Below are 16341 nucleotides of genomic sequence, written 5' to 3'. Positions count from 1 at the left end.
CTTAAATCCATCATAAAACAGAGGAGAGTCAGAGCCCATACAACGGATTTCGGGAAAAATCATCCACAAATTATGGATTTCTATATTCCGACGGTGAACAGCCTTCGTACCTTTTGAACTTGCTATAAAAGTAGTTAACACTTGTATAGCCGACGCTTTCAGCGACTTCGTAAACTTTCATTCCCTGGTCCAGCAACTCCTTTGCCTTGTGGATACGGACTCTGTCCAGATAGGTGTTAAAGTACTCCCCAGTCTTGTTCTTGAATAGCTGGCCTAAATAGGCAGTACTATAGTTTAGTAGTCCAGCCAGCGTTTCCAGCTTCAGGTTGTCTGTATAATGACTGTGAATGAAGTCGATCATTTTTTTGAATTCCTGCTCCTTTCCACGAGGTTCGGAGTCTTTCGCCAAAGCTAGCAGGAAACGGTAGGTCTCTTCCAAAAGATCATGTAAATGATCATGCTGGTATATCCCATTCAAAAAACGGGAAACTTCCTCCGTCTCTTTCAACTCGATACAGAAACCCGCGGTCAGCTTATGAATGACCGCATTGGACATAAAAAAGAACGACTCTTTGATTGACTTCTCATCTTGCCCCTGTTGGAGAAAAAATGCAGCCGCCTCGTTCAATAATGGCAGTATTGCGGTTTGGTTTCCTACTTCCAGACTGTAATACAGGCGGAAGATGAATTCCTCCATCGTTTCCTCAGCTTTATCAGCAGACAAGCGGGGGGAATCCAGCGCAGGAGAAAAGAAAGGATACGGACCTAGCAGTCGGTTCTTCTCACTGAAAAAGGATTGTTTTACCGCTTCCTGGGCCTTTAAAAAAGATTTACAAATATCTTCAGGAGCAGATACTGCCCCTCCGGTTGCAGCGACGAACCTAACATTATCCGCAGCATTACGAATCTCATTGTGCAGAATTTCACGCCGTTCTCTTCCACGCAACGGCGCGTTGAGCAACAGGACTGTATACGGTGGGATTACTGTGACAAGCCCCATCATCTGCCCCTCGATCTTTGCCTTCAATCCATTCGAAAGCTGGTATGCGACATCAGAACGGTCCACTTCAGAAACACGCGGGTAGACGACCACGACTTCGTAGTTGCTCCACAACAAATCCGCTTCTATTGCCTTACTTCTCAACTTGGCCGGATCTTCAGTTCTCTCTTGAGGGACGAGCAGGCTATGCAGGTATAAATCCCGATTTATAACCTCTCTCTTACGCCACTCCCCTTGAAGACGCTCCTCTTCGATCCGCTCGCGTATCCGTTTTAAACTGGACGACATTTCATCAATGTCGACCGGTTTAACGAGATAGCCGAATACCCCATATTTGATCGCTTGTTTGGCATACTCAAAGTCGGCATATCCACTGAGGATCATAAAGTGCAAATGATGACCGTTGGATCTCAAGTGCTCAATCAACTGTAGGCCATCCATAACCGGCATGCGGATATCGACGATTACGACATCAGGGGCTTTTTCCTCGATGACTTCCAGTGCTTCTTTTCCATTGGCTGCCGTAGCTGTAACGATAAATCCGAGGCTTTCCCATGGGATCAGCGTTTGAAGCCCTTGACGAAGCTTCGGCTCATCGTCAACGATGACTACCTTAATCATTTGGATTCACCTCCAGGTATGAAAAACTGAATACAAGTGCCTTTCCCAGGCTCGCTCTCAATATGTAAAGCACTTGAGGTCCCATACAGTAAGACTAAACGATCATTTACGTTTCGTAGTCCAATTCGCTGGACCTCCTGTTCATGTACGGATGCAGCAAGCTCTGCTTGTACTAGGGCGAGACGATCGGCCGTGAAACCAGCGCCGTTGTCACATACCATAACTCGAACCCCCTCCGGGATTTCCTTAACTTTCACTTCAATGACAGCTCCTTCTGCTTGATTATCCAGACCATGTACAATGGAATTTTCCACCAATGGTTGGATAATCAGAGGTGGAACCAACATTTTCTCCAAATTTGGATCAACGGTTAAGCGATACTCCAAACGGTCTTCATACCGAAACTTTTGAAGATCGAGATAACAGCACACTTGCTCAAGCTCTTTACGCAGTGGAATCTTGTCGTTACCAGCCTCCAGACTGCTGCGCAACAACGCGCTCAACTGCCAGACTGCTTTAGCGATATCGTCCTGTTGGCGAATGTGGGCCTCCATTCTGATAGACTCCAAAGAATTGAAGAGAAAATGCGGATTGATCTGGCTTGCCAGCATTTTGAACTTGATCTCGTTTTGTCTTTGCTCCACGAGACTTTTCTGGCGATTCGTCTCTTGAACCTCCTGAACCAAATCGTTCACGCTACTGACGAGCGCGTTAAATTCCCTCGATAATAGCCCCACTTCATCTTTCCCATCGATATGGAGATAGGTTTCCCATGAGCCCGCCCCTACTTGGGTCATATGCTTGCTCAAGCGAAGAAGCCTTCTGGATAATAGCGAAGCAGAAGCATAGATAAGCAAGGCTGCAAATATCAGGCTGGCTGTGATCGCGATTCCGCCAAGCCATATCACTTGATTAGCATCTCGGGTAATCTCAGAAACGGAAAAAATGGAAATAATGCGAAGTCCATTCCAGCTGTTCTGTGGAGTTAGATTTGCGATCACCACTTTCGATGCTTTTCCGTTAATGAGTGTGTTGTAACTTCCTTCCTGTTGGAAAAGTATATTTTCGTCGGCATGAATTTCAGAAAGATTCTTCCCAAACAACTCTGCTTCATTGGACGCGACAATCTGATTCCGGTTATCCACGATTAAGGTAGGGAACGATTCCTGATTCAGGATTGAATTTAATTGGCGCTGGTTAACATTTATGACCAGAATCCCTTTTCGCCCTGGTGAATCCACTGAAAATGAACGAATCAAGCTGAGATAATCAGCATCGTCCCTCTCATCCTTGATTAAATTCCAGCCGGCCAATCCTTTCTGCGCGATGGCCTCCTTGTACCAATCTGCGGTTGTGATTCTTTCGTCCGGCTGGATAAATTCCCAATTATTAAGTGCTCCAGGATTAGGGACATAGACACGGATGCCGGATATCTCTTTGTACAATTGGAGGTAGTCACGAATACCTGTATACTCCCGGTAGGCCTGAATGACTTCGATGTAGCTGTCATACTTTTGGCTGGCTACCATTTTCATCCAATTGTCATTGGTTAGCCGATACGAGATGTCCAGCGGCACTTTGATCAGTTCTTCTGTACGATTTCGGACCCGCTCGACATTGTTGGACACTTGCATAAAGGCGTCCTTAATGACGGACTCTCGAAGCTTCCCCGTCAGAAACAGGCCACATAACAGCAAGGGAAGAACAGCTACCGAAATGAATGTAAGCGTCATCTTCTTTCTCAGTTTCATGTCATTCATCATTCGTATAAAAAACATGGCTTGCCCCTCCCCGATCAGTACGGCTGCTGCGCGCAAAATGCCCCTTTTATACAAAAAGGGGCATGCATAACTCAATCGATTGTTTTTTATCTTTTGCCAATTGTACTGTTGTACTGATCCTTTAAGCCTTAAGCCTTGTTGGACCTTAATGCCCGAAGCCTGAACCATCCACTTTCATAGTCTTTTTGTCTGTAGAGAAGAGGGAGGCCCAACTTCATAAGCCGATCCCCCCCATGGATAGACTTTTGCCCGCTATTTCCTGACTTAACTTCATATTCGAGCTCTGGATTTAGTCCGTCAAGGCGCAGGGCTCGCCAAGGCGCGTTCGGAACAGCCATCACTTGGAAATAGTAGACGATGGCATCCTCTTGGTCTTCAGAAACAAACATCCAAGCCGATTCGTTATCTTCAAACGGGCTCTTTAGACGATACAAGTCACCTTTCTGAACTAAGCCACGTATCTGCTTATATACTGCGATTTGGCGTTTGACCGTCTCTTTTTCCTCATCGGTGAATTTCGTGAGATCAAGCTCATATCCAAAATTTCCGGACATGGCCACATCACCTCGAAAATCAAGGGGTGTTATGCGTCCAACTTGATGGTTCGGAACTGCTGACACATGCGCTCCGGTGGCGCTTACAGGATAGACAAGGCTAGTTCCATATTGAATCTTCAGGCGTTCCACCGCATCGGTATTATCACTAGTCCAGACTTGAGGCATGTAGTAAAGCATGCCTGGGTCAAAACGTCCTCCGCCACTTGAACAGCTCTCGAAAAGAATATGCGGAAATTCGGTGGTGACGCGCTCCAGCAGCTCATACAATCCAAGAACATAGCGATGGGCAGTCTCAGATTGGCGCTCCGGCGGCAGAGCTGCGGAACCAATTTCCGTCAGGCAGCGGTTCATATCCCATTTCACGTAAGAGACCGGCACGCTGGAGAAAATGGCAGCCAGCGAATCGTAGATGAAATCGCGCACTTCCTTGCGAGTATAGTCCAGCACTAGCTGCCATCGAGCTTCGCTGCGCCGCCGTCCCGGAACGTGAAGGCACCAATCCGGATGCTCCCGGTACAACTCGCTGTCTGGAGAGATCATCTCTGGCTCAAACCAGAGCCCGAACTTAAGGCCCAGCCGATTGATACGGTTCGCGACATCCGCGAGTCCGTCTGGTAGCTTCCGACGATCCTCGTACCAATCACCGAGAGACGAATTGTCGGAATCCCGTTTTCCGAACCAACCGTCATCTAAGACAAATAGTTCGATGCCTAGCTCAGCCCCTTCTTTCGCTATCGATACCAGCTTATCTGCATTGAAGTCAAAATAGGTAGCTTCCCAGTTATTGACCAGAATAGGGCGTTCTTCATCCCGATATTTCCCTCGGCAAAGTCGAGTCCGATACAAGCGATGATACGTCCGCGACATATCTCCCAGTCCTTGACCGGAGTAAACCATAACGGCTTCTGGCGTTTGGAAGCTCTCCCCTGGGCTCAGTAACCACGAAAAATCAAAGGAGTTCACGCCGATGCTAAACCGTGTAGAGCCGAATGAATCTATTTCTGCTCCCGCCTCAAAGCCCCCGCTGTACACGAGGCTAAAGCCGAATACCTCACCATAGCTTTCCGTTGTTCCCCGAGTGACCAATGCAGCAAAAGGGTTGAGTTGATGGCTGCTCATGCCCCTTTTACTATCAATTCGGGTTTCACCTTGAAGAATCGGTTTGCGGGTAATATTCCCCTCCCGAGCCCATGCTCCCGAAAGATACATGAACTCTAAATCGCTTTTACCTGAAAAATCGACACTGGCACTTAGAGCACGGAGAAGCCGAAGATTCTTGGCTCCCGCATTACTCAAACGAGCCGAACGAGCGATTACGTTTCGATCCGTGAAGACGGTATAAAGAAGAACAACTTTAAGGCCTGAAAAGTCATCTTGTAACTCCAGTTCCAACGTATCCGCTTCGCCTTCATTTTCGGTATATACGGCCGGAAGCCCGGTTAATGATGGCTTTCCCTTAGTGATTCGGTAGCCATTATACTTTAACTCCGTGATACGAGTTCCATCCTCAAGCTCTACTTGATACGCCGGGTTACGGAAGTCCCCGCTCCCATACTGCGGATATTCTTGCGGCAACCGATCCAATCCAACCATCGCAGGAGTGTGAAGCAATAGATCGGCCATGGGTTCACGGTGCTTCAGCCTGCCTCCCCAATATACATGTACAGGAAATCCATCTACAATCTGAATAATATAACTCATGTCCGACGACTGCAAATGAAACAGCCCCGTTTGCTCTTGAACAATGATACCCATGGAAAAATAACCCCTTCCTCTAGATCATACCTCTCGGAAATCCGCACCTAAAAAGGTACATAGAAGAACCTTTTTGTAGCAGCCATCAACTAAGTTCACATGGTGTAAAGCTTGATAATCTCCTCATAATATTCGCAATAGGTTCTATAGAAATGATATATTAACTTTAGATATGAAGTACATGGCATGGTGCTCACTATTTATGTTATAATGCTGATAATTTACATAAGGAGATTTAGCGTGATAGAATATTTGCCGCGTAGTAAACAGCATTCTGAATTGTATCTAACTCAGTTTGGCATAGAGGAATGCATACCGAGTCACTTTTTTGGACCTGCGATAAGAGATCACTATCTGCTTCATTATATTTTGGACGGAGAAGGTACCTTCGAGGTCGGTGGGTTCAGTTATCGCTTGCGAAAAGGACAGTGGTTTCTAATCTGCCCCCAGGTCATTACTTATTATCAAGCCGATGTAGTGAACCCTTGGTCTTATTGCTGGTTTGGATTTGACGGGGCACTGGCAGAAACACTCCTCAAGCAAGCAGGCCTAACGATGACGCGTCCAATCCTCAACTTTGAAGGAGACCATTTGATTCATCAGTATTTGCAGCGAATGAACGAATCAAGTGAATGCCATAAAGCTCGGGAAACCAGACTGACCGGTCTGCTTTGCTTAATGTTATCGGAGCTTATAGAATTCGGTCCGGTAACACCTCCCGAACAAAAGGAAAGCCGGTCGGAAATTTACGTGGAAAAAGTGAAGGATTTTATCGAAATGAATTATGCTCAGAAAATTACCATTGAGCACATTGCAAATTTTATCGGACTCAATCGAAGCTATTTATGTTCGTTATTCAAACAACAAGTGAACACAAGTATTCAGGATTATTTGGTTCGCTATAGGATCAACAGAGCATGTGAAATGATGGGAAACGCTGAACTTTCGATCGGTGATATTTCCCGTTCAGTCGGCTATAACGACCCTTTACTCTTCTCAAAAATTTTTAAAAAGGTAAAGGGACTCTCCCCCAAACATTATCGAACCGAAACCCATACTCAAACTCAAGTCGACTACTAAAAATACAATCACTGGCTCATGTGGAAGATGGGAGACATCAACTCAACGTTTGTCACATATTCGGCGTGGAGTCTAAGAGCAGAGATGACTTCTACCCGACTACCGGTACGGGGCTCTTACGAACAAAAAAGATCAGCCAGAAAAACTGGCTGATCTCATAAGTTTATTTTGTTGTAGTTTGTCCTTCCAAATAAGAAACCGGCTCTTTAACCTCTACTTTGGTGCCGCCAAATTCATCTTTAATGTATTTTTGAGTATCCTCGTTATGATAGAGATCCGCTAACTTTTGCAGCCCTTTGTCATTCGCCTTATCAGATGAAGTAACCAGAACGTTAATATTATTTTTGGTTGCCTGACTGATCTCCTCATGGAACAAGGAATCTTTCAGTACATTCAGGCCCCCTTCTAAAGCAATCGTATTCCCAATTAGCACCAAGCCTACATCTTGAATCACTCGTGGTCCTGTTTTGTCATCAATGAGTTCAAATTTCAGGTTTTTAGGATTGCTAGTAATATCATTGACTGTACCCAAGGCATCATTAAAGTCAGCCTTAAGCTTAATCAAACCGGAGGCTTCCAATAACTTTAAACCTCTTGCCGTATTGGCTGGGTTATCTGCCAAAGCTACCAGAGCCCCGTCGGTCACTTCATCGATGCTTTTGAATTTTTGCGAATAAATCCCCATGGGTTCCAGGTAGGTTGTGGCTATAGCCTTCAAATCAGCTTTGCTCTCTTTGTTATAGCTAACCAGGTACGCCCACGATTGGAATGCATTCACGTCTACTTCGCCTTCTTTGGTCGCATTGTTCGTTTCGATTCCGCCGTTAATTTCTTTCACTTCAATGTCCAGCTTGGCATCCTTGGCGGCCTGAGACTGGGCAATATGCTTCCAGATCTGGGCGTCAGAGCCCATGGAGCCGATGACTACTTTTTGCGTTTCCGAACCGGAAGCGGCGCTGGAGCCATTGCTGTCTGAACTTTTATTACCGCATCCTGCGGCAACCAATAATAAACTAATCCCTAATAGTAAAACGAACGATTTCTTCATGTTGTTTTCCCCCAGATCATGTATGCTAGTGCATCGTCATTCCACCTGTAACATTAATCGCTTGTCCTGTCATATATGCTGAGAGCGGACTGGCCAGAAACAGCACCACATTGGCGACATCCTCCACCTCGGCCGTTCTCCCCAAAGGTACCTGTGAACAATCTTCTTCGTATATTTCTTGAGCGGTCATTCCGCGAATGACGCCCCCTTCAATCCGTTCACGATGTTTCATCGGCGTTTCTACGATACCTGGACAAACCGCATTCACCAAAATTTGATGCGGAGCAAGCTCAATGGCCATCACCTTGGTCAAGCCAAGAACCGCATGTTTGGAAGCACAGTATCCGCCCATGGCCCGATATCCATTTTTTCCAGCCTGCGAAGCAATTTGGATAATTCGTCCTGGTTTGCGCGCATCCACCATTTCCTTGGCAAACCGTTTGGACGCTACATACAGCCCAGTTGAATTGATCGAAAATACTTTCTCCCAATCAGCTAACTCACTATCAATGACATAATCCATCGTAGAAGTACCAGCACAGTTCACCAATATATCAGGAACTCCCGCCTCGCTGATTAGTAGATCGCACCATCTTTCGATATCATCCGGTTTGGATATGTCCAATTGCGTTTCAACCAACTGTGGATTGACCACTCTATACGGCTCTTCATAAGAAATATCAGCAGAAATCACTTTAGCTCCGCTTTGAATGAAAAGCTCTACAATTCCCTTGCCTATGCCTGACTTGCCGCCTGTCACTACCGCTGTCTGATGAGATAGGTCAATCGAAATCATAGATTTTAAAGTACTCTTTCGAAAGGATCGCGGCTAATACCAGCTTCCAATACAATCTTCACATATTCCTGCGCGGAAAAAAGAGAGTGATCCTTGTAGTTCCCGCATTCCAAAGCAGTAACAGCCGGAACCTCTGTCGTTTCCAGAATTCTTTTCAAGGTTTTTTCCAAAGCGAGTGCAATTTCCTCAGGCTCATGTTCATTCCACAAAATCAAGTAGAACCCCGTTCTGCATCCCATAGGAGAGATATCAATAATTCCTTTGATTTCATCTCTCAGGTACGTCGCTAATAAGTGCTCCAGCGTATGTACAGCTGCTGTCGGAAGTGCGTCTTCATTAGGTTGTAAAAATCTCAAGTCATACTTTTGTACTGTGCTTCCTTTTTCATCATGCTCTACTCCCGCTGCTCTTACATAAGGAGCCTTTACAATCGTGTGATCTAATTGAAAACTTTCTACTTTTGCCATTTTTCTTTTCCTCTTTTCTGTAATTTATATTTTTAATCTAATGATGGATACTCTACATTTGTGATTTTTTTAAAAGAATTAAATGCTCCCAATCAGCATTTTTGTAATTATACATCGGATTACTCGGTTTTACCACTATAATTCTTGTGGTATTTCTTTTTTTCTTTGACCGTCTCTCCTTTGCCTGTAGGTTTTGACATAGTGTACAATGTATACGATAATGCATTTTTACGAAAAAGATCGAGGACATCATAAGCCTCATTTAGGAGAATGCTCTGTGAATGAACCGGATTGGAAGCACCTGAATGCTGTCCCATTACCCTTGCAGGAATTTCAGCTACAGCTGGATCAAAACAGTGTCGACGCCAAGCAACTAGAGGAGTGGAGAAAGATTCCCGTCCTTTATCAGCTGGCTCTGGAGGAATTAAAGAATAAAATTAAGCTGATTCAGACGGAATGGAAGCTGTTAGACGGTTTTAGCCCGATTGAGCATATTAAAACCCGGATCAAAGAGCCCCACAGCATCGTGGAAAAGGTTCGGCGCAAAGGGCATGAAGTTACCTTGGACAATATATTGCGTGAAATTCATGATATCGCGGGAATGCGCGTGGTATGCGCTTTTGTGAAAGATATTTATCGTCTGATGGATCATCTTCACACACGGGAAGACATTCGTATTCTGGAGGTCAAGGACTATATAGCCCATCCTAAGCCCAACGGCTACCAGAGCCTGCATGTCATTGTGGAAATTCCACTGATCCTGTTTGAGGGCACACGCTGGATCAAGGTTGAAATTCAATTGCGCACATTGGCTATGGATTTCTGGGCCAGTATGGAGCATATTTTGTACTATAAGTTCGATAAGAAAGTGCCTGAACATGTCGTTAATGGATTGACCGAAGCCGCACGTGCAACCTACGAGTTGGATCAGAAAATGCTGAAGTTGCGCGGCGAAATTTTATCGCTTAGCGAGGAACAGGATGCGGAAGAATCCCCGGCCAAACAATCCGAAGAGACGTCCTTGAAGACACTCTCCCTCCCAGCAGATCACGCCACTTCACGGCCACAAACCTGCTAAGTATTTGTGTATAAGATAATTCAAGAATTCAGTTGAGGCTGCAAAAACTATGGTTCAGTCTTACGCTGGATTCTTATGTATTGGGTACAAAAAAGAGCCATCAAAACCACGTTCATCATGGTTTTGATGGCTCTTTTACACATTTTCTGATCAAATATTACTGTTTCTCGCGAATTTCTGTGCTGATTTTCTCAACGATATCCGCAATGCTGAGTGATCCCAGATCGCCTTCGCCGCGTTTACGAACCGCTACAGTACCGGTTGTTTTTTCATTTTCCCCGATAACGAACATATATGGAACCTTCTCCAATTGCGCCTCGCGGATTTTATAACCAAGCTTCTCATTGCGAGTATCCACTTCGACGCGCAGACCTGCTTTCAGCAACGCATCCTGTATCTCATTGGCAGTCTCGATATAGTTCTCGGATACTGGCAACAGCTTCGCATGAACAGGAGCCAACCACAATGGGAATGCACCTGTAAAATGCTCAGTCAGGATGCCCATGAAGCGGTCAATCGAACCATAGATGGCACGGTGAATAACGACTGGACGGTGCTTCTGGTTGTCCTCGCCCACATAAGTCAGGTCGAATTTTTCAGGCATTTGGAAGTCCAATTGGATCGTTCCGCACTGCCAGCTGCGTTTGAGCGCATCGAGAATGTGGAAGTCAATTTTCGGACCGTAGAATGCTCCATCTCCCGCATTAATACGGTAGTTGATGCCCAGGTGATCCAGCACGTTTTGCAGAGCTTGTTCCGCTTGATCCCACAGTGCTGGCTCGCCCATAAAGTCATCTGGACGTGTGGACAATTCCACTGTGAAGTCAAAGCCAAACACACTATACATTTCGTTAATCAGCTTAATTACGTCTGTAATTTCTTGTTCAATCTGACCTGGTGTGACGAAAATATGCGCATCATCCTGACAGAATGTACGAACACGCATCATACCGTTCAACGCGCCGGACAGCTCATGGCGATGCACTTGTCCAAATTCGGCTATACGAATTGGCAGATCGCGGTAAGAGTGAAGCTCATTTTTAAACACAAGCATATGCCCTGGGCAGTTCATCGGTTTCAGAGCAAATGTAGTTTCATCCACTTCGGAGAAGTACATGTTTTCCTTGTAATGCTCATAGTGTCCCGATTGTTCCCACAGACGGTTGTTCATCATCAGCGGTGTACGTACTTCCTCATAGCCATGCAGACGTTGAATGTCACGGGAGTAATCTTCCAATGCAGTGCGGACAACCATACCTTTAGGCAGATAGAACGGCATGCCTGGTGCTTCTTCGGAGAACATGAACAGTTCCAGCTCTTTACCCAGCTTGCGATGGTCGCGTTTTTTCGCTTCTTCCAGCAAATGCAGGTGCTCATCCAGTTGTGCTTTTTTCGGGAATGCTGTTCCGTAGATACGTTGCAGCATCTTGTTGTTGGAATCGCCTCTCCAGTATGCACCCGCTACACTCAACAGTTTAAATGCTTTGATACGGCCAGTAGATGGCAAATGCGGGCCACGACACAGGTCAAAAAATTCGCCTTGATCATAGATCGTAATTTCCGCTTCTTCCGGCAAATCACGAATCAGTTCCAGCTTCAGTGGATCTTCCAACTCTCCAAAAATACGAGTGGCTTCCTCACGGCTGACCACACGACGTGTAATCGGCAGATTTTCCTGTGCGATCTTCGTCATTTCCTTCTCGATCTTGGCCAAGTCGTCAACGGACAATGGGTTTTCGATATCAATGTCATAGTAGAAGCCGCTGTCGATGACCGGACCGATACCCAGTTTCACGTTTTTCTCACCGTAAATGCGTTTGAGCGCCTGAGCGAGCAAATGCGCTGTACTGTGGCGATAAATTTCCAGACCGTCTGCACCGTCCAGCGTAATGATTTCAAGGTCAACGTTCTGATCCAAAACGGTGTTCAGATCTACAGCCTTCCCGTTCACTTTACCTGCTACGGCGTTCTTTTTCAGCCCGGAGCTGATCGAACCCGCCACGTCGGCGATCGTTACGCCCTGCTCGTACTCGCGTACGGCTCCATCTGGCAATTTCACTTGAATACTCACGATTAAAGCCTCCATTTCAAATTGTGTTCTATATCAAAATTGAACGCAAAAAAACGCCTCTCTCCCTCAAGGGACGAGTGCGTTCAGCTCGTGGTTCCACCCTAGTTCGGCCCGCTCCTGTGCGTACATTTATGTTCATCGGAACATGCTCATGCACGACATGCGTGACCCTCCATTGGTATCCGTTAACGGGGATAAAGCGGTAGGCGCTTACTGATGTTACTGCCAGATTACACAGCTACATGTTCAACGTCACGGCTACAAAGGGGTAACTTCACATGCGGTTGCCGGAAAAGCTCTCAGCCTCGTCTTTTCTCTCTGAACGGCCCTTCAAGGAAATCATGTCTTTGGTCAATGCCTTGAATATCACTATATGCTACAGCATTATAGATCAAATTCGCAGGTATTTCAAGTGGGCGTTTATGTAATTTCATGCCTCCTATGCATCAGCTAGCTAAGGGAGCTCATGTGCCCATATTTACACAGCTCTAGAAACACTATAATATATACTTATCTAGACGATACCGTACAGAAAGGGGGAAGGAGAGATGCCTAAAATTATTGTCACAGAAGAACAATGGATTCAGAAAGGAATCGAATGTTTTGAACAGGGTGGAATAGATCAACTTGTTGTTGAGAAAATGGCCGTTTCTCTAGGGTGCAGTAAGAGCAGTTTTTATTGGTATTTTAACAATCGCAGCAGCTACATTAGACAGATTGTGGAGACATGGAAGGAACAGACGACACAACAGATTATTGCAGCGTCCATCATCCATGCTGCCGCAGATGAGCGGATCAGAGAGTTGTTAACCCAGATGTTCGGGAAAACGAGACGAGGAGATTTTCTGTTTTATCTGCGAAAACTGTCATTGAAGGATGATAGTTACCGTTCCCTGCTCAATGAAGTTGAACAGATGAGAATGGAGTTTATGAAAGAGCTTCTAATACAGAAGGGAATGCAGCCAGAGAAAGCCTTTCAGAGATCATGGATGTTGTACCATTACTACTTAGGCTGGTATGAGCGTCACAAGCAAGAGACATTAAGTGACGAAGCCATTCAACAGCATATTCACATGATTTGGACAGAGTGGATTTCGAATGAATTCAATTAAGGAGGATGCCACATGTTGGAGTTACTTACATGGGCAGTAGGCGGAATTCTATGGGTACTGAGCGGCATGCATCTATATTGGGTATTTGGCGGACAAAAAGGTGCAAAGGCAACGATCCCAAGCACAGGAACGGCTTTGCTCTTTGAGCCCTCCAAGATAGGGACATCAATTGTAGCTATTCTACTAGCTTTAGCCGCTTGGTTCGTCCTAGAACTAGGTGGAGTTACACAATTCCTGATTTTCAGTACCTTTCATTCCTACGGTGCAGGCTTGTTGTCGTGCGTATTTATTTTACGTTCTATAGGAGATTTCAAATGGGTAGGGTTTTTCAAGAGAAAAAAAGGAACTGTTTTTGCAAAGTGGGACACTGTGCTCTACTCGCCCCTTTGTTTTCTCTTGGGAACAGCCATTTTAATCATTATGTTTTTGCGTACGGCATAGCTTAAAGCTGACCTCTATCAGGTGGTTTGTTTCTTTCGCACGTCTCCACTCGTTTCTTTCTCAGTGAAAAAGTACAGCAAAGCCAGCACAGGCAGGACGACTCCAATCAGAGAACTAAAATTCCAACCTCCTAACGCATACGACCAACCGCCTAATGATGATCCAATCGCTCCGCCTATGAAAAAAATAGACATGAATAATCCGTTCAGACGCCCCCTCGCCTCACTTCCCAAGGAGTAAATCACACGCTGTCCAAGTACAAGGTTTCCCGATACAGCCATATCCAGTGTAATCGCTGAAATAAAGAGAAGTACGAGCGCAGCCGTCGAATGACTTTGAAAAAGATAGATGAGCAAAAAAGACAAGGCTGCAATGATCATAGCTAACCCGGTTAAACCTTTGCTCCAACCTTTGTCAGCCAATCTCCCGGCAATCGGAGCAGCTACTGCACCGCCTACGCCTACTAAAGCAAACAATGCAATCCCTTGTTGAGACATTCCGAAATCATCCGCCAAACGTAGAGGAACAACAGTCCAAAATAGGCTGAAGGCACCAAATAGGCAGGCTTGATACAGGGCACGGCGGCGCAGTGCAGGCGTTTGTTTTAAAAGAGTGCCTAGCGAGAAAATTAATTTACTGTAAGATACCGTAGGCACAGGCTTGCGCTCTGGAAGAGCTCGGGAGAGCAGAATCGTCAACAGCGTCAAGACAATGGCTGACAAAATAAATACGGCTTGCCATCCCCAGATGCTGGTGATAAAGCTTGCTACTGGCCGTGCGAACATAATGCCTAGTAAGAGTCCACTCATGACATTCCCAACAACGCGGCCGCGCTGCTCTTCGGAGGCTAAATAGGTGGCGTACGGCACCAGTATTTGGGCTACCACAGATCCAATTCCAATGAATAAGGATGCGGTCAGGAACAACGGGGCATTGGTGGCAAAAGCGGCAACAACCAAGGCACAGACTGTAATGATTAACGATATGACCATGAGCCGTCGATTTTCAATAATGTCGCTGAGCGGTACGATAAATAGCAATCCCACCACATAACCGATTTGAGTCAAGGTGACAATGAAGCCCGCTGCTGTAGAAGAAAGACCCATAGCAACGTGAATAGGTCCTACAAGGGTTTGAGCATAGTACAGGTTGGCAACAATAAGGCCGCATGCGGCTGCCAACAAAAACATCATCCAATTTGAGATACGGTTACTTTCTAAGGCTTGTTGTTCTCTTTGCATGATAATCCTCCTCATTAATTTAAATACTAAACGTATAGTTCATTAATTCGATAATCAAATAATATACTGAACGTTTCGTTTTGTAAATAGGCAAAATCAACTTTTTTTATTTCACATGATATTTGATATACTGAACGTATAGTTTATTTTACGCGTTTACTTATATCTGTTAAGAAGGTGAGCATTCCAGTGCAGAGCAAAAGAGGACGTCCACGTAATGTCGAGACGCAAAAATCTATCCTTAACGCTTCCTATGATCTACTGTTGGAGCAAGGCTTTGGGGCGGTGACGGTAGAAAAAATCGCTGAGCGAGCGAAAGTTAGCAAAGCCACCATTTATAAATGGTGGCCCAACAAAGCTGCAGTAGTAATGGATGGCTTCCTGTCAGCCACCATAGCAAGATTGCCCGTGCCCGACACGGGTTGTGTATTAGATGACATTCTCATTCATGCCACGAATTTAATGCGGTTCTTAATAAGCCGAGAGGGTAAAATCATTACGGAGTTAATAGGCGAAGGGCAACTTGATTCAGGATTGTCAGAGGCATACCGGACCCGATATTTCCACCCTCGGCGACTTGAGGCCAGGCTTCTTATTGAGCGCGGAATAGAGCGCGGAGAATTGAAGGAAAATCTCGATATTGAATTATGTATTGATCTCATTTATGGGCCGGTTTTTTATCGATTGCTGGTAACCGGTTATCCATTAGACGATTCCTATGTGCGACAATTAGTCACGAATGCGTTCAAAGGAATTGGCTTGGACTGAATGACGTGGTATCAAGCAGCCCTCACAGAGTATCCTCTATGAGGGCTGCTTTTTCTTTTACCTGCCACGATCCTCTGGCTAACTCCTTATTTATTTGTTTATTCGTCAGGGTCTATACTAATCTTTTGCAGTAAGTCGATAAGAAGATCCTCTTCCTCTTCGGATAGTTTATGGACAAGGCTGACATTGAGCTCATCCAATATTCCTTGTAAGACAGGGGCAAACTCTAACGCCTTGGCCGTGGGAGATACAAGATAGGAACGGCGGTCATTTGGGTCCGTTTTCCGTTCAATATAGCCTGATTCCTCCAATTGTTTTACAGAGCGTGCCGTGGTTGCCTTGTCAAATTTAAGTTCATTCGTCAACTGCTCTTGTGTAATGCCTGGCCGCTGCAAAATGAGCTTTAAAAAGCTGTGTTGTCCTCCACTGCCGATTCCGTAAGGGGCCAGTTTTTTGGACAGTATTTTTTGATTTCGACGGTACAAGTGGGAAATTAGCTTTCCAATCGGTTTTTTTCTCATCAAA

At 45.5% G+C, this 16341-nt stretch carries 14 protein-coding genes; 5 read left to right on the top strand and 9 right to left on the bottom strand.

Features of this window, described 5'->3' with window-relative positions:
* Positions 1 to 70 precede the first annotated feature (70 nt).
* From MHI21_RS03070 to MHI21_RS03060, 3 genes are all read right to left on the bottom strand, one after another.
* Positions 71 to 1621 carry a response regulator transcription factor gene (locus tag MHI21_RS03070; RefSeq protein WP_341162384.1) on the bottom strand — a complete coding sequence of 517 codons (1551 nt, stop codon included), beginning with the start codon at positions 1619 to 1621 and terminating at the stop codon, positions 71 to 73.
* Positions 1618 to 3399, bottom strand: a complete 1782-nt coding sequence (locus tag MHI21_RS03065; RefSeq protein WP_341162385.1) for a sensor histidine kinase — start codon at positions 3397 to 3399, stop codon at positions 1618 to 1620. The genes MHI21_RS03070 and MHI21_RS03065 overlap by 4 nt, the downstream gene beginning before the upstream one ends.
* Positions 3400 to 3530: 131 nt before the next feature.
* Positions 3531 to 5714, bottom strand: a complete 2184-nt coding sequence (locus MHI21_RS03060; protein WP_342419409.1) for an alpha-galactosidase — start codon at positions 5712 to 5714, stop codon at positions 3531 to 3533.
* A 240-nt stretch (positions 5715 to 5954) separates the two neighbouring features.
* On the opposite strand from MHI21_RS03060, the gene MHI21_RS03055 reads away from it, so the two are divergent.
* Positions 5955 to 6794, top strand: a complete 840-nt coding sequence (locus MHI21_RS03055; RefSeq protein WP_165178875.1) for an AraC family transcriptional regulator — start codon at positions 5955 to 5957, stop codon at positions 6792 to 6794.
* A 163-nt stretch (positions 6795 to 6957) separates the two neighbouring features.
* On the opposite strand, the gene MHI21_RS03050 is transcribed toward MHI21_RS03055, so the two are convergent.
* Genes MHI21_RS03050 through MHI21_RS03040 form a run of 3 tightly spaced genes read right to left on the bottom strand, consistent with a single transcriptional unit; the run spans position 6958 to position 9105 of the window.
* Positions 6958 to 7842, bottom strand: a complete 885-nt coding sequence (locus MHI21_RS03050; RefSeq protein WP_023986814.1) for a MetQ/NlpA family ABC transporter substrate-binding protein — start codon at positions 7840 to 7842, stop codon at positions 6958 to 6960.
* A 25-nt stretch (positions 7843 to 7867) separates the two neighbouring features.
* Positions 7868 to 8638 carry an SDR family NAD(P)-dependent oxidoreductase gene (locus MHI21_RS03045; RefSeq protein ID WP_165178874.1) on the bottom strand — a complete coding sequence of 257 codons (771 nt, stop codon included), beginning with the start codon at positions 8636 to 8638 and terminating at the stop codon, positions 7868 to 7870.
* A gap of 5 nt (positions 8639 to 8643) precedes the next feature.
* Positions 8644 to 9105, bottom strand: coding sequence for an S-ribosylhomocysteine lyase (locus MHI21_RS03040; protein WP_029515967.1), 462 nt, complete (start codon positions 9103 to 9105; stop codon positions 8644 to 8646).
* A gap of 277 nt (positions 9106 to 9382) precedes the next feature.
* Here MHI21_RS03040 and MHI21_RS03035 point away from each other — a divergent pair, with 277 nt between their 5' ends.
* The gene (locus tag MHI21_RS03035) at positions 9383 to 10183 is read left to right on the top strand and encodes a GTP pyrophosphokinase family protein (protein WP_061829985.1); all 801 of its coding nucleotides are present in this window, start codon (positions 9383 to 9385) and stop codon (positions 10181 to 10183) included.
* A 157-nt stretch (positions 10184 to 10340) separates the two neighbouring features.
* On the opposite strand, the gene thrS is transcribed toward MHI21_RS03035, so the two are convergent.
* Entirely contained in the window at positions 10341 to 12254 is a 1914-nt protein-coding gene (gene thrS / locus MHI21_RS03030; RefSeq protein WP_013308583.1) for a threonine--tRNA ligase, read from the bottom strand.
* A gap of 548 nt (positions 12255 to 12802) precedes the next feature.
* On the opposite strand from thrS, the gene MHI21_RS03025 reads away from it, so the two are divergent.
* Both MHI21_RS03025 and MHI21_RS03020 read left to right on the top strand, forming a co-directional pair.
* Positions 12803 to 13366: a TetR/AcrR family transcriptional regulator gene (locus tag MHI21_RS03025; RefSeq protein ID WP_341162386.1), complete on the top strand. Its 564-nt coding sequence runs from the start codon at positions 12803 to 12805 to the stop codon at positions 13364 to 13366.
* Positions 13367 to 13378: 12 nt separating this feature from the next.
* Positions 13379 to 13807 carry a DUF3995 domain-containing protein gene (locus MHI21_RS03020; protein ID WP_342419408.1) on the top strand — a complete coding sequence of 143 codons (429 nt, stop codon included), beginning with the start codon at positions 13379 to 13381 and terminating at the stop codon, positions 13805 to 13807.
* A gap of 17 nt (positions 13808 to 13824) precedes the next feature.
* Here MHI21_RS03020 and MHI21_RS03015 read toward each other — a convergent pair whose 3' ends face one another.
* Positions 13825 to 15048: an MFS transporter gene (locus tag MHI21_RS03015; RefSeq protein ID WP_342419407.1), complete on the bottom strand. Its 1224-nt coding sequence runs from the start codon at positions 15046 to 15048 to the stop codon at positions 13825 to 13827.
* Positions 15049 to 15237: 189 nt separating this feature from the next.
* Here MHI21_RS03015 and MHI21_RS03010 point away from each other — a divergent pair, with 189 nt between their 5' ends.
* Positions 15238 to 15816, top strand: coding sequence for a TetR/AcrR family transcriptional regulator (locus MHI21_RS03010; protein WP_104497208.1), 579 nt, complete (start codon positions 15238 to 15240; stop codon positions 15814 to 15816).
* Between the two features lie 98 nt (positions 15817 to 15914).
* Here the strand turns inward: MHI21_RS03010 and MHI21_RS03005 are convergent, their stop codons facing one another.
* Positions 15915 to 16337, bottom strand: coding sequence for a MarR family transcriptional regulator (locus MHI21_RS03005; protein ID WP_069290990.1), 423 nt, complete (start codon positions 16335 to 16337; stop codon positions 15915 to 15917).
* Positions 16338 to 16341: the final 4 nt, after the last annotated feature.

It is taken from the genome of Paenibacillus sp. FSL H8-0168 (assembly GCF_038592955.1).
Lineage (GTDB): Bacteria > Bacillota > Bacilli > Paenibacillales > Paenibacillaceae > Paenibacillus > Paenibacillus polymyxa_B.
Note: the sequence above shows the minus strand (reverse complement) of the source record. Positions and strands in the feature narration are given on the sequence as shown.

Coding starts and splice junctions, on each gene's coding strand:
- MHI21_RS03070 (WP_341162384.1), bottom strand. CDS start 1,621: ATGATTAAGGTAGTCATCGTTGACGATGAGCCGAAGCTTCGTCAAGGG.
- MHI21_RS03065 (WP_341162385.1), bottom strand. CDS start 3,399: ATGTTTTTTATACGAATGATGAATGACATGAAACTGAGAAAGAAGATG.
- MHI21_RS03060 (WP_342419409.1), bottom strand. CDS start 5,714: ATGGGTATCATTGTTCAAGAGCAAACGGGGCTGTTTCATTTGCAGTCG.
- MHI21_RS03050 (WP_023986814.1), bottom strand. CDS start 7,842: ATGAAGAAATCGTTCGTTTTACTATTAGGGATTAGTTTATTATTGGTT.
- MHI21_RS03045 (WP_165178874.1), bottom strand. CDS start 8,638: ATGATTTCGATTGACCTATCTCATCAGACAGCGGTAGTGACAGGCGGC.
- MHI21_RS03040 (WP_029515967.1), bottom strand. CDS start 9,105: ATGGCAAAAGTAGAAAGTTTTCAATTAGATCACACGATTGTAAAGGCT.
- MHI21_RS03025 (WP_341162386.1), top strand. CDS start 12,803: ATGCCTAAAATTATTGTCACAGAAGAACAATGGATTCAGAAAGGAATC.
- MHI21_RS03020 (WP_342419408.1), top strand. CDS start 13,379: ATGTTGGAGTTACTTACATGGGCAGTAGGCGGAATTCTATGGGTACTG.
- MHI21_RS03015 (WP_342419407.1), bottom strand. CDS start 15,048: ATGCAAAGAGAACAACAAGCCTTAGAAAGTAACCGTATCTCAAATTGG.
- MHI21_RS03005 (WP_069290990.1), bottom strand. CDS start 16,337: ATGAGAAAAAAACCGATTGGAAAGCTAATTTCCCACTTGTACCGTCGA.